General features: G+C 69.7%; 23 protein-coding genes and 4 tRNA genes. 10 read left to right on the forward strand and 17 right to left on the reverse strand.

The genetic code is table 11. From position 1 onward, the window contains the following. Positions 1–35: 35 nt before the first annotated feature. The 6 genes from ligD to ABD289_RS12110 all read right to left on the reverse strand — a co-directional run bounded on the left by ligD (position 36) and on the right by ABD289_RS12110 (position 2,322). Positions 36–962, reverse strand: a complete 927-nt coding sequence (gene ligD / locus ABD289_RS12085) for a non-homologous end-joining DNA ligase (protein WP_344130319.1) — start codon at positions 960–962, stop codon at positions 36–38. Between the two features lie 118 nt (positions 963–1,080). Beyond that, the gene (locus tag ABD289_RS12090; RefSeq protein ID WP_344130321.1) at positions 1,081–1,269 is read right to left on the reverse strand and encodes a hypothetical protein; all 189 of its coding nucleotides are present in this window, start codon (positions 1,267–1,269) and stop codon (positions 1,081–1,083) included. A 233-nt stretch (positions 1,270–1,502) separates the two neighbouring features. Next, positions 1,503–1,577, reverse strand: a tRNA-Val gene (locus ABD289_RS12095). A 1-nt stretch (position 1,578) separates the two neighbouring features. After that, positions 1,579–1,650, reverse strand: a tRNA-Cys gene (locus ABD289_RS12100). 36 nt (positions 1,651–1,686) lie between these two features. Beyond that, positions 1,687–1,758: transfer RNA gene (locus ABD289_RS12105), tRNA-Gly, on the reverse strand. A gap of 138 nt (positions 1,759–1,896) precedes the next feature. Beyond that, positions 1,897–2,322 (reverse strand): SsgA family sporulation/cell division regulator, encoded by a 426-nt coding sequence (locus ABD289_RS12110; protein WP_344130325.1) that lies wholly within the window; start codon positions 2,320–2,322, stop codon positions 1,897–1,899. Between the two features lie 777 nt (positions 2,323–3,099). Between ABD289_RS12110 and ABD289_RS12115 the strand changes: the two genes are divergently transcribed. The 4 genes from ABD289_RS12115 to ABD289_RS12130 all read left to right on the forward strand — a co-directional run bounded on the left by ABD289_RS12115 (position 3,100) and on the right by ABD289_RS12130 (position 5,727). Then, positions 3,100–3,624: a TIGR02611 family protein gene (locus ABD289_RS12115; RefSeq protein ID WP_344130328.1), complete on the forward strand. Its 525-nt coding sequence runs from the start codon at positions 3,100–3,102 to the stop codon at positions 3,622–3,624. A 58-nt stretch (positions 3,625–3,682) separates the two neighbouring features. Continuing rightward, positions 3,683–3,754, forward strand: a tRNA-Val gene (locus ABD289_RS12120). A 580-nt stretch (positions 3,755–4,334) separates the two neighbouring features. Further along, positions 4,335–4,997, forward strand: a complete 663-nt coding sequence (locus ABD289_RS12125; protein ID WP_344130331.1) for an HAD family hydrolase — start codon at positions 4,335–4,337, stop codon at positions 4,995–4,997. A 64-nt stretch (positions 4,998–5,061) separates the two neighbouring features. Continuing rightward, positions 5,062–5,727 (forward strand): YdcF family protein, encoded by a 666-nt coding sequence (locus ABD289_RS12130; RefSeq protein ID WP_344130334.1) that lies wholly within the window; start codon positions 5,062–5,064, stop codon positions 5,725–5,727. Between the two features lie 296 nt (positions 5,728–6,023). Here the strand turns inward: ABD289_RS12130 and pip are convergent, their stop codons facing one another. From pip to ABD289_RS12150, 4 genes are read right to left on the reverse strand one after another with little or no spacing between them, the layout of a single operon-like run. Further along, positions 6,024–6,977, reverse strand: coding sequence for a prolyl aminopeptidase (pip, locus tag ABD289_RS12135; protein WP_344130337.1), 954 nt, complete (start codon positions 6,975–6,977; stop codon positions 6,024–6,026). Positions 6,978–7,028: 51 nt separating this feature from the next. Continuing rightward, on the reverse strand, positions 7,029–7,394 hold the full coding sequence (locus tag ABD289_RS12140; RefSeq protein WP_344130340.1) for a DUF742 domain-containing protein: 366 nt from the start codon (positions 7,392–7,394) through the stop codon (positions 7,029–7,031). Between the two features lie 4 nt (positions 7,395–7,398). Next, positions 7,399–7,824 (reverse strand): roadblock/LC7 domain-containing protein, encoded by a 426-nt coding sequence (locus ABD289_RS12145; protein ID WP_344130343.1) that lies wholly within the window; start codon positions 7,822–7,824, stop codon positions 7,399–7,401. Between the two features lie 32 nt (positions 7,825–7,856). After that, entirely contained in the window at positions 7,857–10,037 is a 2,181-nt protein-coding gene (locus ABD289_RS12150; protein ID WP_344130347.1) for a sensor histidine kinase, read from the reverse strand. Positions 10,038–10,424: 387 nt separating this feature from the next. On the opposite strand from ABD289_RS12150, the gene lhgO reads away from it, so the two are divergent. After that, positions 10,425–11,615 carry an L-2-hydroxyglutarate oxidase gene (gene lhgO / locus ABD289_RS12155; RefSeq protein ID WP_344130350.1) on the forward strand — a complete coding sequence of 397 codons (1,191 nt, stop codon included), beginning with the start codon at positions 10,425–10,427 and terminating at the stop codon, positions 11,613–11,615. Positions 11,616–11,669: 54 nt separating this feature from the next. On the opposite strand, the gene ABD289_RS12160 is transcribed toward lhgO, so the two are convergent. The 3 genes from ABD289_RS12160 to ABD289_RS12170 all read right to left on the reverse strand — a co-directional run bounded on the left by ABD289_RS12160 (position 11,670) and on the right by ABD289_RS12170 (position 13,899). After that, positions 11,670–12,368: an ESX secretion-associated protein EspG gene (locus tag ABD289_RS12160; protein WP_344130353.1), complete on the reverse strand. Its 699-nt coding sequence runs from the start codon at positions 12,366–12,368 to the stop codon at positions 11,670–11,672. A gap of 82 nt (positions 12,369–12,450) precedes the next feature. Continuing rightward, entirely contained in the window at positions 12,451–12,864 is a 414-nt protein-coding gene (locus ABD289_RS12165; RefSeq protein ID WP_344130356.1) for a phage holin family protein, read from the reverse strand. A 69-nt stretch (positions 12,865–12,933) separates the two neighbouring features. Next, positions 12,934–13,899, reverse strand: a complete 966-nt coding sequence (locus tag ABD289_RS12170) for a Ppx/GppA phosphatase family protein (RefSeq protein WP_344130359.1) — start codon at positions 13,897–13,899, stop codon at positions 12,934–12,936. A gap of 228 nt (positions 13,900–14,127) precedes the next feature. Here ABD289_RS12170 and ABD289_RS12175 point away from each other — a divergent pair, with 228 nt between their 5' ends. Next, the gene (locus ABD289_RS12175; RefSeq protein ID WP_344130362.1) at positions 14,128–15,174 is read left to right on the forward strand and encodes an LLM class F420-dependent oxidoreductase; all 1,047 of its coding nucleotides are present in this window, start codon (positions 14,128–14,130) and stop codon (positions 15,172–15,174) included. A gap of 159 nt (positions 15,175–15,333) precedes the next feature. On the opposite strand, the gene ABD289_RS12180 is transcribed toward ABD289_RS12175, so the two are convergent. Both ABD289_RS12180 and ABD289_RS12185 read right to left on the reverse strand, forming a co-directional pair. Then, positions 15,334–16,653 carry an MFS transporter gene (locus ABD289_RS12180; RefSeq protein WP_344130365.1) on the reverse strand — a complete coding sequence of 440 codons (1,320 nt, stop codon included), beginning with the start codon at positions 16,651–16,653 and terminating at the stop codon, positions 15,334–15,336. A 110-nt stretch (positions 16,654–16,763) separates the two neighbouring features. After that, positions 16,764–17,720 (reverse strand): D-2-hydroxyacid dehydrogenase family protein, encoded by a 957-nt coding sequence (locus ABD289_RS12185; protein WP_344130368.1) that lies wholly within the window; start codon positions 17,718–17,720, stop codon positions 16,764–16,766. 91 nt (positions 17,721–17,811) lie between these two features. On the opposite strand from ABD289_RS12185, the gene ABD289_RS12190 reads away from it, so the two are divergent. The 3 genes from ABD289_RS12190 to ABD289_RS12200 all read left to right on the forward strand — a co-directional run bounded on the left by ABD289_RS12190 (position 17,812) and on the right by ABD289_RS12200 (position 19,684). Next, positions 17,812–18,591, forward strand: a complete 780-nt coding sequence (locus ABD289_RS12190) for a cupin domain-containing protein (RefSeq protein ID WP_344130371.1) — start codon at positions 17,812–17,814, stop codon at positions 18,589–18,591. A 257-nt stretch (positions 18,592–18,848) separates the two neighbouring features. Then, positions 18,849–19,004, forward strand: coding sequence for a hypothetical protein (locus tag ABD289_RS12195; RefSeq protein WP_344130374.1), 156 nt, complete (start codon positions 18,849–18,851; stop codon positions 19,002–19,004). Between the two features lie 287 nt (positions 19,005–19,291). Next, entirely contained in the window at positions 19,292–19,684 is a 393-nt protein-coding gene (locus ABD289_RS12200) for a hypothetical protein (protein ID WP_344130377.1), read from the forward strand. Here ABD289_RS12200 and ABD289_RS12205 read toward each other — a convergent pair. Beyond that, positions 19,681–19,953, reverse strand: a complete 273-nt coding sequence (locus ABD289_RS12205) for a UBP-type zinc finger domain-containing protein (RefSeq protein WP_344130380.1) — start codon at positions 19,951–19,953, stop codon at positions 19,681–19,683. The genes ABD289_RS12200 and ABD289_RS12205 overlap by 4 nt on opposite strands. Before the next feature lie 118 nt (positions 19,954–20,071). Here ABD289_RS12205 and ABD289_RS12210 point away from each other — a divergent pair, with 118 nt between their 5' ends. After that, positions 20,072–21,637, forward strand: a complete 1,566-nt coding sequence (locus tag ABD289_RS12210; RefSeq protein ID WP_344130384.1) for a Na+/H+ antiporter — start codon at positions 20,072–20,074, stop codon at positions 21,635–21,637. Positions 21,638–21,774: 137 nt separating this feature from the next. Here the strand turns inward: ABD289_RS12210 and ABD289_RS12215 are convergent, their stop codons facing one another. Continuing rightward, entirely contained in the window at positions 21,775–22,518 is a 744-nt protein-coding gene (locus ABD289_RS12215; protein ID WP_344130589.1) for an IclR family transcriptional regulator, read from the reverse strand. Positions 22,519–22,569: the final 51 nt, after the last annotated feature.

Genomic DNA, 22,569 nt, shown 5'->3' on the forward strand with positions numbered 1-22,569 from the left:
GTGAGCCTTCCCGCGACGAGTCGAGTCCGGCGGGTTCACTCCCGGCCTGCGGCGGTTGCGCGCAGTTCCTCGAGGCGCTTCCGGGCATTGGTGAGCGAACGCCCCCGCCGCAGGAAGCCCGACCACGGATCGCCCAGGTCGCGAAGCCGCTCGGGAACGCTGCGGACGTCGAACCGGTCGGGCCGCGCGCTGTCTAGCTCGTCCCAGGACAGCGGCGTCGCCACCGGCGCCCCCGGGCGGGCGCGCACCGCGTACGGCGCCACCGACGTCTGGGCGTACCCGTTGCGCAGGTAGTCCACGAAGATGCGGGAACCGCGCTGGTCCTTGCGCTGCTCCACGGTCAGGTTGGCCGGGTCGCGCTCGACCAGAGCTGTGGCCACCTGCCGCGCGAAGTCCCGCACGCCGTCGAAGTCCTCCTCCCGGCGCAGCGGCGAAACCACGTGGAACCCGCGCGATCCGGTCGCCATCAACCACGCGCTCAGGCCGAGTTCGCCGAGCGCGTCCCGCGCGCCGCGGGACGCCGCGCGGAGCCGCTCCAGATCGTCATCGGCCGGATCCAGGTCGAGGATCAGCCGGTCCGGCCGGTCCAGGGCGTCGACCCGCGACAGCCAGACGTGCGGTGTGACGCAGCCCTGATCCACCAAGTACACCAAGGTGGCCACGTCCTGGCCGACCGCGTGAACGGTCTCGCCGCCCTCCTTCTTGGGTACCTCGACGGACCGGATCCAATCCGGGTAGTGCGCGGGCACGTTCTTCTGGAAGATCCGTTGGCCCTCGATCCCGTCCGGATAGCGCTCCAGCGCCAGCGGCCGCCCGCGCACGTGTCCCACGACGGTCTTGCCGACCTGTCGGTAGTACTCGGCGAGCTGCCCCTTGGTGATCCCGTCGTCGGGGAAGAAGAGCTTGTCGGCGCGCGAAACCCGCACCGTCCTGCTTCCCGCTCGCAGGTCTTCGGAACTCATCCGAGGTCACCCCCGGCACCGCGCGTCGGACGGGTTCGCATCGGCCAGGAGCCCCGTAGAAGCGCTCGTCGACGTCTCCCGCACGACGTGCCGGAGCCGTCCCTCGTGGAGCCCGGGGTCACTCGACCTCTTCGCCGCCGTCCGGAGGCAGCGGCCGGTTCTCCACCTCCGGCGTGTCATCGGCGGGCGGCTCGGCGTCGAGGGATTCGTCCGCGCGAGTGGGGTGATTGCCCCGAAGGCGCCCTTCCTGCTCCTTCTCCAACGCGTCGTCCTGCATCGGGCCGTGCTTGTCACTACCGCGGGTCATGCTCACCTCCGTGGACGGCCGATCCGGTCGGACAGAGCCGATGACCGTTGCCTTCCCGCCGCAGCGGCTCGGCAAACCTGATCGAGGCGCGTCGCCGAGGACAGCCGAGTGCGGCCGAGGCCGGATCGTCCCGGCGTCCGGCGGAGCCCTGCGGCCACGGGCAATGGCGGGTCGAACACGCAAAAACCCCGCCGGCCCAAAGGTCAACGGGGTTCTGAAAATGCTCTTCGAAATGGTGCGCGATGCTGGGATTGAACCAGCGACCTCTACCGTGTCAAGGTAGCGCTCTCCCACTGAGCTAATCGCGCGAGGCGGAGGCGGGAATCGAACCCGCGTACAGGGCTTTGCAGGCCCTTGCCTAAGCCACTCGGCCACTCCGCCGGACTCCGCGTCCACACGGAACACCAGAGGATCCAGAGCGGATGACGGGATTCGAACCCGCGACCCTCACCTTGGCAAGGTGATGCGCTACCGCTGCGCTACATCCGCCTGCTGCGGCTTCACCGCCCGGTTTCCCGTGCGCCCCTGCCGCTTGCATAGAGAACTTTAGACCACGCCTTCGATCGCGATCAAAGGGGGGTCCCATCCCGCTCGGCGCGGGGTCGCGCCGAGCCGGATTCACCCAGTTCACCCCATGTCGAAAGGCAGCAGCCGGGTCAGCGCGTCGTCGACGTCGACCCAGAGGTTCTCGTTCCCCGGCACCACCACGTCGTAGGTGCGATCCAGGAAATCCGCGAGCTCCTGCGCCGAGGCTTCGAACACGGCGTGACCCGACGGCGAGCTCAGCTCGATCGCGACGACCTCCGGGTCGTCCACGGCCGGACGGATGGCCACGTCGCCTTCACCGGCGTGCGCGATCAGGCCATCTGCCAGCAGATCGCGCGCGAAGACCCACTCGACCCAACCGGCACGGCCGGTGCGGAACGCGGCCACCACCGCGTACGGGTCGCGCGTGTCGTAGCGGAGCTCGACCTGGACCGGCACAGCGGGCGCCTGCGGAGCCAACAGATCGAACACAGCCGTCGAACGGAGTGTCACGTGATCGTTACGCATTGTCCTCCCCTTCCTGCTCCCCCCGGTCCCCATATCGACCGAGCAACACAGTTGTGACGCGTCGGCGGGCAGATTTACTCGCAACTCCCGCATACATCACCCGGTCGGGCCACAACCCAATTCGTAGGGCAATCACGCGAGCGCGCAGCGTGTTCGTTTTCCCTGCCGCCAACTCTTCTGATGTCGAGCGGTCGGTCTCAAGACCGTTGCCCACCCAGCGCCACTACCGACTACTTGCAGTAACCGGGCTAACCGTGCTTGAGCCTGGCCTTCGATCCGTCGCTCAACGCCTCGCGAACCTCGCTCCACGTGTCGGTTGACCACCGCGTTCACGCTTCGCCGCCTCGTTCGGCGTCCCACTTAGAATAGGCGACAAAAGCCCTTCGCATTTCCCTGAAGCGTGCCTGCATGAGATGTCCACCACGCCATGTCACCGTATCGGGCTAATCGAAATCCTCGCGTTAGTTACTGGCCACGCACGAAACCGAACGGCTGGTCGAGTCGGGCGTCACAGTGTGACCAGGATCGAAGCGCCACCGCGTGGCCGACGATCACGACCCATCGTAGAGCCGACGATGATCCCAATCACAATTCAGACACGCCGCCGTGGGGCGAGCACCCGAGTGTCCGCTTGACAGCCAACCGCTGTTCACCGGCCTGCGGGAGACTGTGCGGCCGTCGCGTGTCCACGGGCCCCGGCCCAAGTGCGTGCGCGACCGTATCCTGAGCTCACAGCAATCGAGCCCGCGGCACCAGACCGGACAGGTGAGTCCCCCTGTGAACAACAAAGCCGAGCCGGGATCCCGTCACGCCGGCGCGGACCCGGTCAACGAAGACCCCCAGCCCGACGAAGGCCGGCAGCCCAACGACGCGCACCGGTCCAAGCGGCGGCTGCACGCGGTGCGCGTCCGGCTCCACGACTACCGCGAGCGGGTCCGCCGCAAGCCGGGCATGAACATGACCTACCGCGTCGTGCTCGGCGCCTTCGGCACCATCGTGCTCCTCGCCGGCATCGCGATGATCCCCTACCCCGGCCCCGGCTGGCTCGTCGTCTTCGCCGGCCTCGGAATCCTCGCCACCGAGTTCTCGTGGGCGCACCGGGTCAACATGTTCGCCAAGCGCTACTACCACCGCTGGACCCGCTGGCTCGGACGCCAGCACCTCGCCACGAAACTGGCGATCATGGCGACCACCGGGATGATCGTGCTGGTCACGCTGTGGCTGCTGGGCATTTTCGACACCTTCGGCGAGTGGGTCGGGCTGCGGTGGAGCTGGTTGGCCTCCCCCCTGTTCGGGCCCTGAATTCGATCGTGTAAAGTTCTCCATGTCGCCGCGAGAGCGGGGAACGACAAAAGAACGAGGGCGATTAGCTCAGGGGGAGAGCGCTTCGTTCACACCGAAGAGGTCACTGGTTCGATCCCAGTATCGCCCACACAAGAAAGACCCTGGTCAGAGCTCCACACGGAGATCAGACCAGGGTCTTTCCCATTTGGTCACCGAGCTCGGACTAAGCAAAAACTAAGCATCCGATGATCGCGACGTCACAGCGGTTCCGCGTTCTTCAGTCGTCTCGAAGCGCCTCAAGGATGCGGTCACCGCCATCCGTCCGGTGCGCGTAGAGATCCAGCGTTGTTGATGACCGCTGTGCCCGAGCACCCGCTGAACCCGGTTTACCGGGACTCCGTCGTCCACGAATCAGGTCGCGTAGGAGTGGCGGAGATCGTGGAAATTCAGGCCACCCGCAGCGTTCTTGGCAATGGCCTGAACCACCTTCGCCTCAGTGGGGTGAGCCTCTCGGTGCCGCTCCCCCAGCGCGTCGGCCAAGGAAGCCCAGAACTCGCGGAAACGCAGGACGCTGCACGATGAGCGGAGCACACCGGGGCGGCGACGAATGCAGACCCTCGACTGCCGGATTTGCGAGGAGCGGTCGCCACGACCGGCCGTCATCCCGGATCAAGCGGCGGGCGGTACAGAATCGGGATGGAACACGATCCGTCCCGGGAGGCCGCGCGATGACGAGTCCGTCCGAGTTCCTCGAGCGATACGGCGTGGTGCTGCTCGGCTTCGACGGTCCGATCTGCGCCGCCTTCAGCGGATCGAGCGACCGCGAGTTCTTCCTCGAGCTGCAAGCGCTGTTCCCGGAACGGCTGCCGGAGCGGCTCCGGGCCGGGCCGGACCCGTTCGCCGTGCTCGAACACGCCCTGCAGCACGACGGGCTCGTCGAGCGAGTCGAGCAGAAGCTTCGCCAGCTGGAGATCCGTGCGGTGTCCCGCGCGTCGCCGACACCCGCTGCCGCCGAGTTGCTCCGGGCATTGCACGGCCGCGGGGTTCGGGCCGCGGTGGTGTCCAACCTCTCGGAGCACGCGGTGCAGGCGTACCTGCACGCGCGGGGCCTCGCGGGGTCGGTCGCCGCTGTGTCGGCCCGGACCAGCTCGCAGCTCGCCGAGCTCAAGCCAGCTCCGTTCTTGCTCCAGCAGGCCATGAATCAGCTCGGCGCGGCTGCCGAGGAATGCGTCATGATCGGCGATTCCGCAGCGGACCTCGAGGCGGCTCGGCACGCCGGAACCGCGATCATCGCCTACGGCGCCGAACCGAGCGAGCGAGAGCGGTTCGAGCCCCACCAGCCGGACGCGATCATCGGGAGCATGGCCGAGCTGGTCACCACCGCGCCCTGACTCGCAGGTGGTGGGAACGGGTCCGCGCCCCGAACGCGGTCACCGGATATCGTGAACCTCGACCATGAACGCGTCGAACATCGTTCCCGCGGAGCTTCGCGCGGATGTGGAGATCCTGTGGGACTACCAGGATCCGCGCCACGAGCTGCGGCCTTGCGATGTCGGCGTCGGTCTCGGCAGCCACGATCTCGGCGTCGCCGACCACGTCGCCGATCTCTTCCACCAGGGCTACTTCCCCGGGGTCGTGTTCACCGGTGCGAACGCGCCGACCACCGCCGAGCGGTTCCCCCGAGGCGAAGCCGTGCACTACCGGGAACGCGCCTTGGAACGCGGCGTTCCGGACTCCGCGATCCTGGTGGAGGCACGTGCGACCAACACCGGCGAGAACATCGAACTCACCCGCGAGCTGCTCCGGGCCGAGGGCGTGGACGTCTCCTCGCTGCTGCTCGTGTCCAAGCCGTACCAGCAGCGGCGGGCCTATGCCACGGCCAAGAAGATCTGGCCGGAGATCGACGTCGTGTGCAGCGCACGGCGCATGCCCCTGGACGACTACGCCTACTCCATCGGTGACGCGGCCCGCGTGATCAACATGCTGGTCGGCGACACCCAGCGAATCTGGCGCTACGCGCGGCGCGGCTTCGCCATTCCCCAGCACGTCCCGAACGAGGTCGAAGCCGCCTACCACCGCCTCGTCGACGCGGGCTACACCGCACGTCTCCTCCCCGACTGAGGCCCGTGACAGTTTTGCCTATAACTGTCCGGACATTTCGGGCGCCGAAGCCCTCGCGGTTTAGGGGTCCTTGCAGAATGCGGTGGAGCCGCTGTTTCAGGTGGGGGACTCAGCCTGCGCCGCTGCAGGTTCTCAGGCGTCGTCGGGCGAGGACAGCCGCAGCGCCGCGCAGGTGGCTACTCAAGCAGCGGATCCCGCAGCCCGGCGGCGTCTGAGGTTCCGCTCCCGGCACCGCCACGCAAACCCCGAACCGAAATGTCCAATCAGGCAAACTGTCGCGGGCGCACGATCGTGGGTTAGCGGTATCGGTCGGTGGCTTCGACGAGGGCGTTCAGGATGCCCGGTTCGTCGTAGGCGTGGCCCGCGTCCGGGATGAGCTGCAGGTCCGCTTCCGGCCAGGCCCGGGCCAGGTCCCAGGCGGTGGAGGCGGGGGTGATGACGTCGTAGCGGCCTTGGACGATCGTGCCCGGGATGCCGTGCAGGCGATGGGCGTTGTCGATCAGTTGGCCCTCTTCCAGCCAGGCCCGGTGGTGGAAGTAGTGCACTTCGATCCCCGCGAAGGTCTTGGCGAAGCCGGGTTCGCTGAACGCCTCGACCATTTCGGGACGCGGCAGCAAGCCGATCAGGCTCGCCTCCCAACGGCTCCAAGCGCTCGCGGCGTTCTCCCGGACCTGTTCCGAGGGATCGTGCAGCAGCCGGTGGTAGGCACCGACCAGGTCGTGCCGCTCGGATTCCGGGACGAGCGCGATCAGCTCCGCCCAGCGGTCCGGGAACAGGTTCGCCGCTCCTCCCCCGTAGTACCAGTCCACTTCGGACTGCCGCATGGTGAAGATCCCGCGCAGCACGAGGTCGGTGACCCGCCCCGGATGCGTCTCGGCGTAGGCCAGCGCGAGCGTGCTCCCCCAGGAACCGCCGAACACCTGCCAGCGCTCGATGCCGAGGTGCTCGCGCAGCCGCTCCACGTCCGCGACCAGGTGCCAGGTCGTGTTGGTGCTCAGATCGGCCCCGAACACGCCCGCGTCGGGCGTGCTGCGCCCGCACCCGCGCTGGTCGAACAGCACGACGCGGTAGGCCGCCGGGTCGAAGAGCCTGCGGTGGGCCGGGGAGCAGCCACCACCGGGACCGCCGTGCAGGAACACGACCGGCTTGCCGTCCGGGTTGCCGCATTCCTCCCAGTAGACGAGGTTCCCGTCGCCGACGTCGAGGTGTCCGGAAGCGTTGGGCTCCAGTGCCGGGTAGAGCTCGCGCATTTCGACAGGTGCTCCTTCGAAGGTGGTCGCGGTGGGGGCAGCGCGGTGATCCTAGAGCCTGCGAAGGCCCTCGAGCACCGTCTCGAGCACCGCGCGGTCTGGCGGGGAAGCCATCCTGGCCTTCGCGTCGGTGGTCAGCTGACCCTGGTCGATGAGGTCGCTGACCAGGACCTTGACCACGACGATCGGGGTGTCCAAGTAGGACGCCACCTCGGCCAGCGACAGCGGTCGGACGCACAGCCGCAGGATTTCCTCGTGCTCCACCGAGAAGCTCCTGAGATCCCGCCGCGAGGTGAGTAGCTGGGTGACGACGTCGAGCTCCGGGCGAGCCGGCCTGGTGCGGCCCTGCGTCATCGCGTAGGGCCGCACCAGGGGTCCGGACTCGCCGTCGAGCCAGAGCTGATCATCACGGGGCATGGCGTCAGCGTTGGTGCAGCTGCGCCAACGGATCCTGCCTCGGGGCCGAGCTCAGGTAGTTGCCCACGCGCACGACCATCAGGTTCATCTCGTAGGCGATCATGCCGACGTCGGCGTTCTCCTCGCCCAGCACTGCCATGCACGCGCCCTCGCCCGCGGCCGTGACGAACAGGAAGGCGCTCTCCAGCTCGATGACGGTCTGGCGCACGCCGCCGCCGTCGAAGTGCCTACCGGTCTCCTTCGCCAGGCTCTGCATCGCCGAGGCCATCGCGCACAGGTGGTCCGCGTCGCCCTGGGACAGCCCCTCGGACTTGGCAAGGAGCAGCCCATCACCGGAGAGCACCACGCCGTCGCGAGCGCCCACGACCCGATGGACCAGGTCGTCCAACAACCAGTTGAGGTCCTCGTCGGAACCGATCGATTGGCTCATTGCTGCGCTGCTCCTTGCTTCGTCGGTCGGGATCACTCGTGGCCGCGGGCCTGTCGCGCGCTCGAAGTTCCCTTCTGGAACGCGGACATGTTGCCACGCGTGCGTTCCGGAGTGTGCGCGGCTGTGTCCTCGCTAACCGTGCCGTCCTTCTCGTCGCGCAACTGCGGCACCAGGTTCTCGCCGCCCTTCCGGCGCGGCAGTTCCGGGCGTTCCGGGAGCTCGTCGGGGTCGGCCGACGGGAACGGCGGATCCGCCGGGACCGCGCTGACCGGTCGGGTCACCTCGACCGCGGCCGGTGCTCCCGGGGCGGTCTCCTCGGCCGGGGAGACGGCGGGCGGCCGGGGAGCGCCGGTTTCCCCGGCGATGATCTCCCGCGGCAGCAGCACGAACGCGACCGTGCCCCGCTCCTCGCCCGGGCGCAGGTCGACATCGATGCCGCGCCGAGCGGCCAGCCTGGCGACCACGAACAGCCCGAGCCGGGAATCGCCGCGCAGCGTGATGTCCTCGAACTTCGGGGTGCTGGACAGCAGCGAATTGGCCTCGTCGAGATCGGCCGGGCGCATCCCGAGCCCCTCGTCGACGATCCGGACGAACACCCCGCCCTCGGCCTCGCCGCTGTGGACCTGCACCTGCGAGCGCGGAGGGGAGAACGACGTGGCGTTGTCCATCAGCTCGGCGAGCAGGTGGATCACGTCGCCGACCGCAGCGCCGATCAACGACACCTCGGGGGTCGGCTGCACCCGGATCCGGTAGTAGTGCTCGGTCTCGGCCACCGCCGAGCGCACCACGTCGACCAACCGAACCGGCTTGCGCCACTGCCTGCCGGGCTTCTCGCCGGCGAGGATGATCAGGCTCTCGGCGTTGCGGCGGGCGCGGGTGGCCAGGTGGTCGAGCTGGAACAGCCCGTCGAGGCGCTCGGGGTGCTCCTCGCTGCGCTCCATCTTGTCGAGCACCTTGAGCTGGCGGTGCACCAGGCCCTGGTTGCGGTGCGCGATGCCCAGGAAGACCTTGTTCGCACCGGTCTTGGCCTGGTTCTGGTTGATCGCGGCGAGGATGGCGGTGTGGTGGGCGGTGCTGAAGGCCTCGGCGACCTGACCGATCTCGTCGGAGCCGTAGTCCAGCGGCGCGAGCTCGGCTTCCACGGCGACGTCGTCGCCGTCCTCCAGCCGATCCATCACGCTGGGCAGCCGATCGCTGGCCAGCGTCAGGGTGTCGTCGCGCAGTGACTCGAGCCTGCTCACCAGGAACTTGTTGACCAGCCGCCGAGCGTTGCGGACCGCGAGCAGGATGCCCAGCAGCATCGCGCCCAGCGCGATCAGGCTGGAGATGACGATCCCGGTGAGCCTGCCGTCGGCGTTGTGCACGCCCAGGTCCGCGCCCGCTCGGGTCTGCGCGAGCGAGATCCGGGACAGGTCCTCGGCGACCTCGCCGGTGACCTGCTGCCATTCGGCCCGGTCCACGTCGAAGGCGCCGGGCCGCTGCGGCGGGTGCTCGACCAGCTCGTCCTCCAGAGCCGACAACCGCTGCCAGGCTTGGCTTTCGGCGAGCTCGCGGCTCAGCGCCGCCGGTCGGCCGGCCGCTGCGGGAAGTTCGGCCTCGATGGTGTCCCGGTAGGCGCCGACGAAACCGGCGAACTCCAGGTGCTCGGCCCGGGTGAACTCGCCGGCGGCCAGCGCGGCCGTGCCCAGCGCTGCGGCGCGCGACATCTGGTCGGCGGAGCGGAACAGCTCGGTGGCGACGTGACCCGCGCGCCCGCTCTGCAAGTCCGGGCCGAAGTGGGACTGGGTCTCGAACAGCTCGATGCCGGAATCGAGGACCTTGTTGTAGTAGTCCAGGGTTTCGGCGCGCCCCCCCTGTTCGGAGTCGACCCGATCGCGCTGCCGGGGCAGCTGCGTGATCAGGCTGTCCAGCGTGCGGATGCGCGAGACGACCGCGGCCGGAGCGTCCTCGGCCAGGGCGCGCAGCGAGCGGCGCATCGCGGCGATCTCGCGGTCGGTCCTCGACCGCTGACTCTCGAGCCGGTCCGGTTCGGCCGCCCCCGCGAGCACCTCGACCGACAGGCCGCGCTCGGCGCGCAGCTCGGTCAGCGCGGTCGCGGCGGGAACGGCGGCCTCGCGCGCCTGCGCGGCGAGGGTGCGCGAGTGGATCACCTGGTACACCGGGACGGCCGAGAAGACCAACCAGATGGCCAGCAGGATGATGGTGGGTACCACGCCGACGCGTGTCAGGCCCGCCCGAATCGTGCCGTGCCCAGTACCCGAACTGCTCCGCGTCACAGCGCTCCGCAACTGTCGAACCGCGCCGCGACAACCCCTCCGGAGCTTCGCGGCTCAACTCAGCAGGACCCCGCGACCAAGCCTCGATGCCGGCGCGGCAAAGCGGCGCGGAAGGGACGGAGCGGCCGGTGGCGACCCTCTGTTCACATCCGAGCCGATATCACTGTCGAAACGAAAACCGTTCGCCCGACAGAATGAACGAACCCTAGCACAGGGTGATCATGACCCATCAAGATCATCTCGGGCGTACCCAGCGTTTCCGGACGAACCTCCTCCGCCCCGGTGGACTGGAATCCCGCCGCCCGAGCTAACAGGATGTCGCTCATGGCCAACGACGTGACGATCATCGGCGGCGGCATCGTGGGCCTGGCGACCGCCCACGCGCTGATCGAGCAGCAACCCGGTCTGCGGATCACCGTGCTGGACAAGGAACGGCACTGGGGAGCGCACCAGACCGGGCACAACTCCGGTGTCATCCACAGCGGGCTGTACTACCCGCCGGGCAGCACGAAGGCCCGCTTCGCCCGGGCCGGCGGCGAGGCGATGTACCGGTTCTGCGCCGACCACGGCATCCCGGTGCGACGCACCGGCAAGGTCGTGGTGGCCACCTCACCCGACCAGCTGGACCGGCTCGCCGAGCTGCACCGGCGCGGCACCGCCAACGGCGTCGCGGTCACCGAGCTCGACCGAGCGGGGTTGCGCGAGCGCGAACCCAACGTGGCCGGAATCCGGGCGCTGGAGGTCCCCGATGCCGGGATCACCGACTTCGCCGAGGTGGCGCGCAAGCTCGCCCAGCTGCTCGCCGAACGCGGGGTCGACCTGCGGTCCGGCACCGAACTGCTCGGCGTGCGCCAGGACCCCGCGCAGCTGGTGCTGCTGACCAGCGACGGAGAGATCCGCACCCGCCGGGCGGTCAACTGCGCCGGGCTGCACAGCGACGCGGTCGCCGAGCTGGCCGGGACCACGCCGCCCGCCCGGGTGCTGCCCTTCCGCGGGGAGTACTACGAGACGACCTCGTTCACCCGGGACCTGGTCAACGCGCTGGTCTACCCGGTCCCCGACCCGGCCTTCCCGTTCCTCGGGGTGCACCTGACGCGGATGATCGACGGCGGCCTGCACATCGGCCCCAACGCGGTGCCGGCGCTGGCCCGCGAGGGCTACCGCTGGGGAGCGATCTCGCCGGAGCACCTGCGCCGCCTGGTGCGCGACCCGGGGCTGCGCGTGCTGGCCAAGAAGTACTGGCGCACCGGAGCCGCCGAAATCGCCCGCTCGGCCGTCAAACCCCTCTTCGTCCGGGCCGCCCAGCGACTGCTGCCGGGGCTGCGCGGACACGATCTGCTGCGCTCCGAGGCGGGCGTGCGCGCCCAGGCGGTCGCACCGGACGGAACCCTCGTCGACGACTTCCTGGTCGTCCAGGACTCCCGCTGGGTCCACGTGCTCAACGCGCCGTCCCCCGCGGCGACCGCGTCGCTGCTCATCGGCAGGGACATCGCCGAGCGCCTGGCCAAGGACTAGGAGCGGCGCGGGCGCTCCCACTCCGGCGGAACGGCCGGATTCCCAGGACTTTCCCTAGTATCGGGTGCCCGACAGGTGTTCCAGGTACTCCTGCAGCGATTTGGACAGCAGGTAGGTATCGGCCGGGGCGACGAGGGTGAAGCCGTCGTCCGGTGCTTCCGGGACGATCGCGACCCGGCCGGTGGCGGCGTGGCGGATCTCGACGTGCCGGGGCCAGTGGTGGACCCGGCCGTCGGGCCGCCAGGCGACCGAGAGCCGAGCGCTGAAGTCGTCGACGCAGGTGAGCAGGTCGGCCACCGCTCGCGCGTCGTCGGGCGGCACCAGGCGCCGCCTGAGCTCGTGGGCGAACCGCTCCGCGTCCGGCTCGCGGGCATCGCACTCGGTCCGGGCCTCGGCGAGCTCCTCCGTGGGCACCGTGACCTCGCAACCCGCGGCAGGTTCGCGTTCCGGCAGGCAGCCGACCAGGGCGGGCCAGGGAGCGTCGTTGCGCATCACGTCGGTGGTCACCTGCCCGTCCCGCACGCGCACCCGGATGCCGCCGTCCCCGATCGCGACCAGCCCGCGCACCGGCTCGGCTCCGCCGACCTCGGCGAACCCGAGCACCGAGGCGGTCCGCAGCGCGCGCAGCACCTCGGTCCAGTCCCCCTCCGGCAGCTCGCCCTCCGCCGGGACCGCGCCGAGAAAACCGGTGAGCTCCGGCGCCACCTCCGCCCCCGCCAGCAGCGCGCGGAACTCGTCCAGGCTGCACCGCATCGCCAAACCTCCCCGATGATCACTCTCGATCAAGCGTATCGGGTTCGACATCGGACGTTCAGCCGCGAAACGGGCGGCTCGGTCAGACCTCCTCCGGGCGCCTGCCGCGCTCGAGGAGACCGGCCAGCACGCTGCTGACGATCGACACGATCAGCGCACCCCACAGGGCGGGCCAGAACCCGTCCACGTGGAACGGCAGGCCGAGCTCGCCGGCGAGGTAGCTGGTCAGCCAGAACAGCAGGCCGTTGACCACCAGGCCGAACAGGCCGAGCGTGAGGATGTAGAGCAGGCACCCGAGGGTCTTGGCGATCGGCTTGAGGACCAGGTTGACGATGCCGAAGATCACCGAGACCGCCAGCAGGGTGAGGATCTTCGCCGCGGTGTCCTGCCCGGCGAGCGTGATCCCCGGCAACGCCGTGGTGACCCACACCGCCACCATCGTGATCAGAAGGTGCACGAACAGCACCGCGATCCCTCCATCGGCAACCGGCAACATCGGCACACCGACGCTACTCCGATCACCCCGTCCGCCGCAGTTCCAACCGCGCACCGGTTCCGCGAACGATCAGGTGAACAGGTCTCCCGCCAGGGCCAGGGCATCGCGGGGAGTTTCGGTCCGGGCCTCCACGAAGAGGTAGACCAGGCCCTCGCGCAGTCCCCACGGGCAGATCTCCAGCTCCTCGATGCCCAGCGTTTCGAGGACGAGTTCGGCGGTCATCGCGCCTGCGAGGATCCGGCGCCCCCGATTCCGGGAGACACCGGGGAGTTTGGCGCGCTGCCGCTGGTCGAGCTCGGCCAGCTGCGGGATCCAGGGCCGGAGGCGATGAAGGCGCAGCCGATAGGGGTGGCGGGCGGTGCTGTCCGGGCTGCTCTCGGTGAGCACCGCGAGTTGCCGCAGCACTTTGGACAACGCCATCGGATGCCCCAGCTCGCGCCCGGCGAGCCCGCTCAGCGCCCGGGGGACCGTTTCGCGCAGCAGCTCGGCGAGTTCGGCGACCTGGCCCGGCCCGGGCGGATCGTCCGGCAGGTACGTCCTGGTGAGCCGAGCCGCGCCGAACGGCAAGGCCACGACCTCGGGCGAGCCGTCGCCCGTTCCGGCGACGACGTCGGTGGTGCCGCCGCCGATGTCCACTGTGGTCAGCATCTGTCCACTTCGGCCTCGCCAGCGCCGGGCGGCGTGGTGCGCCACGGCCGCCTCGTCGCTCGGGCTCAACGCGCGGATCCGCACGCCCGCGGCCTCGCCGAGGCGCTCGCGCAGCTCCGCGGCGTTGACGGCGTCGCGGACCGCGGCGGTGCCGTACGCGATCAAGGCATCCGGCTGGACCTCCTCGGCCGCGCGCACGCAGTGCCGCACCGCGCCGACCGCCCGCTGGACACCGTCCTCGGTGACCTCACCGCTGACCTGGGTGTGCTCGGCCAATCGGGTCCGCGCCTTGACGCTCCAGGCCGCGCGCGGCATTCGCGGGTCGTCCAGCTCCACGACCTCCAGGCGGGCGGCGGCCGAACCGATGTCCAGCAACGCGAGTCTCAAGCCGCCCCCGCCCGCACGCCGCCCGCAGCGGCGTCTTTGGTGAACAGCGAGTACCTCATGACTGAACACGGAGACACGAAATCCGGATTAAGTCAAGTTTTCGCGAGATGCAGCTCACACCCGTCCGGTCGCCGAGCTAAGTGACCCGCGGGTAACCTCCCATGCGAACTTCGGCGGTGCTGCCGATCCCGGCGCACCTCGCCGCGCGGACACGGAAGGGTTTGGCCGATGCGCATCGGGATGCCGCTGAACTACAGCGGAGGATTCAAGGAAACCGTCGACGACCTGGCCACCTACGAGAAGGCCGGACTCGACATCGTCTACGTCCCCGAAGCCTATTCCTTCGACGCGGTCAGTCAGATGGGGTTCATCGCGGCCAAGACCGAACGTCTGGAGATCGCCTCCGGAATCCTGCAGATCTACACCCGCACCCCCAGCCTGACCGCGATGACCGCGGCAGGCATGGACTTCGTCTCCGACGGCCGGTTCACCCTGGGCATCGGCGCCTCGGGGCCGCAGGTGATCGAGGGCTTCCACGGCGTGCCGTACCACGCGCCGCTGGGGCGGACCCGCGAGATCGTCGACATCTGCCGCCAGGTGTGGCGCCGGGAGAAGGTGCAGCACAGCGGCAAGCACTACAACATCCCGCTGCCCGACGACCAGGGCACCGGCCTGGGCAAGCCGCTGAAGCTGATCAATCACCCGGTGCGCGAGCGGATCCCGATCATGATCGCCGCGATCGGCCCGAAGAACGTCGAGCTGGTCTCCGAGATCGCCGAGGCGTGGGAACCGATCTTCTTCCTGCCGGAGAAGGCCGGCGACGTCTGGGGCGAGCCGCTGGCCAAGGGCAAGGCCAAGCGCGACCCCGCGCTGCCCGCGCTCGACGTGGTCGCCCAGGCGCCGCTGGCCATCGGTGAGGGCCTGGAGGACCTGGTCGACTTCGTGCGCCCGATGATCGCGCTCTACGTCGGCGGCATGGGCGCCAAGGGCAAGAACTTCTACAACAACCTCGCCCAGCGCTACGGGTACGAGGCCGAGGCGGAGAAGATCCAGGACCTCTACCTCGACGGCAAGAAGGACGAGGCCGCCGCCGAGGTCCCCCGCGACCTCCTCGAGAAGATGTCGCTGATCGGACCGGCCGGCCACGTCAAGGAGCGCTTGGCCGCGATGAAGGAAGCCGGGGTGACCACCCTCAACGTCACCCCGTTCGCCTCCAGCGCCGAGGAGCGGGCGTCCCTCATCGAGCAGGTCAAGACCCTCGCCTCCGAGGTCTGATCGAGCTTCCGCCGCGCGACGAGCGGACGACGGCGATGGGGCGGTTCCGGGTGGAACCGCCCCATCGCTGCCCGGCGGGCGTCATGGTTGTGCGGTGCTAGCCGCACGCGGTGCGGGGCTCGGCCCGCACCGCCACGCAGCCCGAGCCGCAACAGCTCCTCAGACGGTCGCCTTCGACCTCGGCTCGCCCACCCGGGTCTCCCGCAGCAGGTACGCCGAGACCAGGGTGCAGACGGCCATCAGGAAGAGGAACAGCGAGACCGACGCCGAGGTCCCGGTGGCCGCCAGCAGGGCGGTCATGATGAACGGCGTTCCGCCGCTGACCAGGATCGCGGCCAACTGGTACGCGAGCGAGGCCCCGGAGTAGCGGACCCTGGGCTCGAAGAGCTCGCTGAGGTAGGCGGCGACCGGGCCGTAGGTCATGCTCTGGCCCACGGTCCCGACCACGGTGGCGAACGCGATCAGCCAGATCGATCCGGTGTCGATCAGCCAGAAGAACGGGAACGCCCAGATCGCCAGCATGCCCGCACCCGCCAGGATCATCGGCCGCCTGCCGAGCCGGTCGGACAGCGAACCCGAGTAGAAGATCACGAAGATGCCCACCAGCGAACTCAGCAGCGTGACACCGAGGAGCCACTGGCGCGGCAGCCCGAGCTCGCGGGTGCCGTAGTCGAGCAACCCGGAAATGCCGATGTAGAAGAACGTGTTGGTGGCGAACAGCAGACCTGCGCCCAGCAGCACGCTGCGCTTGTGCTCGCGCACGACCTCCAGCAGCGGGGCCTTCACGACCTGCTGCTCCTTGCGCTCCTTGTGCTCCTGCAGCTCCTGGAACACCGGGGTGTCCTCGATCTTGAGCTGGATGTAGAGCACCACCGGCGCGAGCACCGCGCTGAACAGGAACGGCAACCGCCAGCCCCACGAGGCGAATGCTTCCGGACCCAGCAGCGCACCGATTCCCAGGAACGCGAGGTTGCCGGAGATCACGCCGAACGGCACACCCATCTGCCCGAAGGTGCCCGCCATGCCGCGCTTGCCACCGGTGGTGCTCTCGGTCAGCAGCAGCACGATGCCGCCCCACTGCCCGCCGACCGCGATGCCCTGCAGGAATCGCAGCGTCACCAGCAGCAGCGGAGCCGCGACGCCGATCGTGGCCGCGCCCGGCAGCACGCCGATCAGGAACGTCGACAGCCCCATCAGGATCAGGCAGGTGACCACGGCCGGTTTCCGGCCGATCCGGTCACCGAGGTGCCCGAAGAACAGGCCGCCGATCGGACGGGCGATGAACCCGGCCCAGAAGGTGGCGAACGACAGCAGCACGCCGATCAGCGGCGTGGCGTCCGGGAAGAACGTGGTTCCGAACACCAGCGCGGCAGCCGTGGCGTAGATGAAGAAGTCGTACCACTCGATGGAACTGGCGATCAGAGCCGCCGTGAGGAGTTTCTTCGGCGTTCTCGGCGGATGCTCAGGGCTTGCGGTCATCGGAAGGCTCCCTTGACTTCGACGGGGTCACACCGACCAGTCGGTATGACTGTGATGTCAGTCTCTTGCCGCGTCAAGGGGCATTTCTCGTTCAGAGCGAAACGGGCGCTTCAGCCCGCGTTGAGCACCCGGATCGGTTCGCCGTCGCGGAACGCCGCGATGTCCTCCACGGTCTCCCGGAAGAACGCCTGGTAGGTGCCCTCGGTGACGTAGCCGAGGTGCGGGGTGAGGACGGTGCGCGGGGTGTTGCGCCACGGATCGCCGGCGGGCAGCGGCTCGCTCTCGTAGACGTCGATCCCCGCTCCCGCGAGCCGCCCCTCGTGCAGCGCCGCGCGCAGCGCGGGCTCGTCCACGATCGGGCCGCGGGAGGTGTTGATCAGATAGGCCGTGGGCTTCATCAGGGCCAGGTCGTCGGCCGAGACCAGCCCCCGGCTGCGGTCGCTGAGCACCAGGTGGATGCTCAGCACGTCCGAGGTCCCGAAAAGCTCGCGCTTGGACACCCGGCGGACCCCGACCTCGGCGGCGCGCTCATCGGTGAGGTTGGGGCTCCAAGCGATGACGTCCATGCCGAAGGCCTTGCCGACGCCCGCCATGTGCGAACCGAGCCTGCCCAGCCCGGCCACGCCCAGGGTCTTGCCCGCGATCTCCAGGCCGATCGTGCGCTGCCAGCCGCCCTCGCGAATCCCGCGGTCCTCCTCCGGGATGCGCCGGGTCAGCGCGAAGATCAGTCCCCAGGCGAGCTCGACCGTCGCGCCCCAGCCGGAGGATCCGCTCCCGGTCCCGCACACGGTCACGCCCAGCTCGCGGGCCGCTTCGGTGTCGATGGCGGCATTGCGCATCCCGGTGGTGACCAGCAGTTTCAGCTCGGGAAGCCGCTCCAGCACCGCGCGCGGGAAACCGGTGCGCTCGCGCATCGCGGCGATCACGTCGAACGGCTCCAGCCGCCGCACGAGCTCATCGGCATCGGAGATGTGCTCGGTGAACACCTCGACCTCGGCCGACAGCGAGTCCCAATCGGCGCAGCTCCGCGCGACGCCCTGGTAGTCGTCGAGCACCGCAACCCGCATGTGCCGTGAACCTCCTTCTGCGCGTGATCGGGCGGGCCGAATCCTACGCCGGAGATCGCGCTCGCCACCGGTTCCGAGGGAGACTGTCGTGGTGACTGGATCGACCCTGCTGCATCTGCTGCCGCTGCGCGCCTTCCAAGCCGACAAGGAAGCGCCGATCGTGGCCGAGAGCCTGCACACCGAAGGCTTCGCGCACTGCTCACCGGACGTGACCACCACGCTCGCCGTGGCCAACGCGCTCTACTCCGACGTGACCGAGCCGATGGTCGCCGTGGAGCTGAACCCGGAGAAGCTCTCTGCCCCGGTTCGCTGGGAGGCCGCGGCACCGGCGCCACCGCCCGGGGTGTCCGGTGACACGCTGTTCCCGCACGTCTACGGACCGATCGAGCGGGGAGCGGTGATCAGCGTCCGGTACGCGCGGCGCGATGTGCGGGGAACCTTCCTGTCGCTGGAGACGCGCAGCCGCACCGCCGAGGAATTCGACCTGATGCCGCATCCGGAGGGCGGCTGGTACCGCCGCAGCTGGACCAGCCCGATGCATGTCGAGCATCCCAACGGCACCAGGCCGACCGCTACGACGATCTACTTCCTGCTCCCGCCCGGCCAGCGCTCGGCGTGGCATCAGGTCGCCTCCGACGAGGTCTGGCTGTGGCACCGCGGCGGCCCGTTGACGCTGTGGCTGGGCGGCACCGGCGAGGAGCCGGGCACCGACCCGCAGCAGATCGCCCTGGGGGTCGGTGCCGGTCAGTCGCCGCAGGCGGTGATCCCCGCCGGGACGTGGCAGTGCGCGGTCGCCGCGGCGACCGTGGAGACGCTGGTCACCTGCGTGGTGTCACCGGGCTTCGACTTCGCCGACTTCCGCGTGCAATAGGCGGGTCGAACGAGTGCCGGATCCCCGGACGCCGCATCGCACCGGGGCCACCGGCCGAGACCACCTCGCGGGGACGGCGCACCGCGCCCATCGCGCGCACCAAGGCCGGGACGGCGGCACCACCCGGAAGCGACCTGCGCCGGGGGTTCGCTCGCCGGGTGCGGTCGGCCGAGCGCAGGCGCCCGGGCCGGCGGTGCCTGCCACGCGCTGTTCCGGTGCCGACCAGCGCCTGCTCCACCCGGACCATCACAAGCAGCATGCCGATGATCGTGCCGAGGCCGGCCACCGCCGCCACCGCGAAACCGCTCAACGAATTGATCACCGGCACCACCCCCACGAAGTCGCGAGGCCACACTCGTCCCCGGCTCGAATTCATGATCGCGGGCGGGCCGCGCATCGACCGTCGCGCGTGAAAAGCGCCCGCACCCGCACAGATCCACTGTGACCTCTCGTCTTCCACGGTAGGGCTCGACCCCGAGCCGCGCCGGATGCGCCGCGAGCCCGTCGCCCTAACGGGTGAAACATCGTTTTTGCTGATCATCGAGCCGGTAAGCCGGTCTTCGACCCAGCGACCAGGGGACGACCGGGCTTACCATCGACCCGGATTCGCGGCGTTGACCTGGGCAACCCCGAAACCCGCGGGCACGCGTGCTCGCGGGAGCGGGCTTTCGTCGCGTTCGTCGATCGGAGGTGTCGGACCATGCGGGGTTACGCCGTCCACCTGCTGTTCCACGCCCTCGCCGTCGTCTGCGGTGCCGCGTTCGGCGTGGCCGCGGTGCTGTGGTGGTTCGACCGCGAAAACTACAACGCTCTCTACCTGGCGGTCGGCGCGCTGGTCATGGGGGTGGCCGTGCTGCTGATCCAGGCCCTCTACATCGCCACCGAGCCGTCTGCGCGCCGACGGCCCCGGCAGGTCCAGCGGGCCGAACCGCACCCGCTGTCGCAACCGGGCATGCAGTCGGTGGATCGGCGCAATCCCACCCGGCCGGAGATGGAGCCGGTGTCGCCGCAGCCCCATCCCGAGCAGTTCGACCAGGAGACCAAGACGCCCGCCCTGGAGGCTCTGGAGGAGCACTCCCGCCGGCAGGGCTAGCGGCCGAGTTGTTCGTCCTCGTAGCACCACATCCAGGACTCGCCCGGTTCGAACGACCGCACCACCGGGTGGCCGGTCTCCCGGTGATGCGCGCTGGCGTGCCGCCGCGGGCTGGAGTCGCAGCAGCCCACGTATCCGCACTCGGTGCACAACCGCAGGTGCGCCCAGACCTGTTCGCCCACGGCCGCGCAGCCCGCGCAACCGCCCCGGGTGCTGGGGGCCGGGTCGCGGGTGGACGCGGCACTCAGGTGCGCGCAACGTTCGGACATCGCGGTTCCCTCCTCGTGGCTGCCTGCTGCACCGACCGCTCCGCGCGTCACCGGCCGCGGAGCCTGCGGTGCGACCAGAATGTCCGCTCGAAGAGAACCACGCCGCACCGGAGTGAGCATGCACGAGCTTCCCGCAGTGATCGCCCTGCTGGTGGGAGCGCTGGCGGTCACCGCCGTGTCCCGGAGGCTGGGGGTGTCGGCTCCGCTGGTGCTGGTCGTGGTGGGGCTCGGGGCGTCGGCCGTTCCGGGCGTGCCGAACTACACCATCGACCCGCAGGTGATCCTGCTGCTGATCCTGCCGCCGCTGCTCTACACCGCGGCGCTGAACAGCTCGTCGATCGGGATCCGGGCGAACCTGCGGCCGATCGGTCTGCTGGCGGTCGGCCTGGTGCTGTTCTCCACCGCGGCGGCCGGGCTGACCGCGTGGGCGCTGCTGCCGGGGTTGCCGCTGAGCGTGGCGCTGGTGCTGGGCGCGGTGATCGCGCCCCCGGACGCGGTGGCGGCGACCGCCATCGGGCGGCGCGTCGGGCTGCCGCGCCGGATCATGACGGTGCTCAGCGGGGAAAGCCTGGTCAACGACGCGACCGCGCTGACCGCCTACCGGGTCGCCGTGGCTGCGGCGATCGGTACCGGAACCTCGCTGCTGAGCGGGATCGGCACGTTCCTGCTGGCCGCGATCGGCGGAACGGTCATCGGCTACGCGATCGGCTGGGCCGTGCACCGGATCCGCTCGCTGCTGCGCGACGACATGCTGGAGAGCGCGGTCGGGCTGATCGTGCCGTTCGCCGCCTACCTGATCGCCGAGGAGGTGCACGCCTCCGGAGTGCTGGCCGTGGTGGTGGCCGGCCTGTACCTGGGGCACCGCTCGACCGCGCGCAACGCGGCGACCCGGCTGCAGGACCGCGCGGTGTGGAGCGCGGCCGACACGCTGCTCGAAGCGGTGGTGTTCGCGTTGATCGGGTTGCAGTTGAGCACCGTCGTGGCCGGGGTCTCGACCGCGTTCGGACCGCTGCTGCTGACCGGGGTTCTGCTGACCGCGGCCGTGCTGCTGGCACGGGTGGTGTGGGTGTTCGGCGTCATGTACCTGCCGGCGAAGCTGCGCGGCAAGCGGCCGGACTGGCGGCACTGGGCGATCGTGTCCTGGGCCGGGATGCGCGGTGTGGTGTCGCTGGCTGCGGCCTCGGCGATTCCCGCGTTCACCGATACCGGCGAGCCCTTCCCGCACCGCTCGGAAGTGCTGTTCCTGACCTTCTTCGTGACCCTCGCGACGTTGTTGTTGCAGGGCACCACGCTTTCCCGGTTGATCAGGGCGCTCGGGGTGCGCGGTGGCGAGGACTACACCGACGCGCTGGCCGAGGCCGAGGCCCAGCAGGTCGCGGCTCGCAAGGCGCAGGAGCGGCTCGATGAGCTCACCGCGGGCACGAACCGCTACGACGAGATCACCGGCGTGCTCCGCCAGGCCTCGCAGCAGCGCAGCAACCAGGCCTGGGAACGCCTCGGCCGCTCCGACGCCGAACTCGGCGAATCCCCGTCGGCCGCCTACCGCCGCCTCCGCGGCGAGATGCTGGCGGCCGAGCGCGAGGTCTTCATCAGCTTCCGGGACGAACGCCGCCTCGACGACGAGGTCCTGCGCCGCGTGATGCACCAACTGGACCTGGAAGAGCTCTGGCTCTCCCGAGACTGACCCGCTCGCCTAGGCGACAGTTTTGCCTAAAACTTTCCGGACATTTCGGACATCGAGGCCTCGCAGTTTTAGGCAAAACTGTCACCGCCCACCCACCAAGGTGAGGCCGGGGAGCAAGCCGGCCACCGGAGCAAACCTCAGTCCAAGTACCCCAGCTGGGCCGAGAGGTCTTGGGCGGCTTCGCTCATGGCACCTACCACCTCGCGCATCCGCTTGCGGGAGAACCGGTAGGACGGGCCGGAGGCGCTCAGCGCGGCGATGACCACGCCGTCGTGGTCGTGCACGGCCACCGCGGCCGCGTTGAGGCCGAGCTCGAACTCCTCGTAGCTGGTGGCGTAGCCGTCCCGGACGATCAGGTCGAAGTCCTTGCGCAGCTGCCGGACGCTGGTGACGGTGCGCTCGGTGAAGGACTCCAGTCGGCGGCCCAGCAGCCGGTCGCGATCTTCCTCGGGGGCGTGGGCGAACAAGACCTTGCCGCTGGAGGTGGCGTGCAACGGGGTGCGCTGGCCGACCCAGTTGTGCGCCGTGACAGCGGCGGTGCCGCGCGCCTGGCTGATGTTGATGGCCACCTCGTCGTCGCGGATGGCGATGTTGACGGTCTCGCCCAGTTCTCCGGCGAGCTTGTCGCAGAACGGCCTGCCCAACCTGGAGAGATCCAGCCGCTCGGTGGCGGCCCCGGCGAGTCGGACCACGCCGAAGCCGATGCAGTACTTGCCGCGGTCGCCCAGCTGCTCCACCAGGCCGCGCGATTCCAGGACGCTGACCAATCGCGAGGCCGTGGACTTGTGCACGCCGAGCTCACCTGCGATTTCGGTAATGCCGACCTCGCCGTTGCGCGCCACCAGTTCCAGGACGGAAATCGCCCGGTCCACGGACTGCACGAGGGCGCCCGGGCTTCGTCCGCGTGATTCATCCGCTTCAGTCACCGGTCA

Origin of the sequence: Saccharopolyspora halophila (assembly GCF_039531955.1) — a bacterium.
Taxonomy (GTDB): domain Bacteria; phylum Actinomycetota; class Actinomycetes; order Mycobacteriales; family Pseudonocardiaceae; genus Saccharopolyspora; species Saccharopolyspora halophila.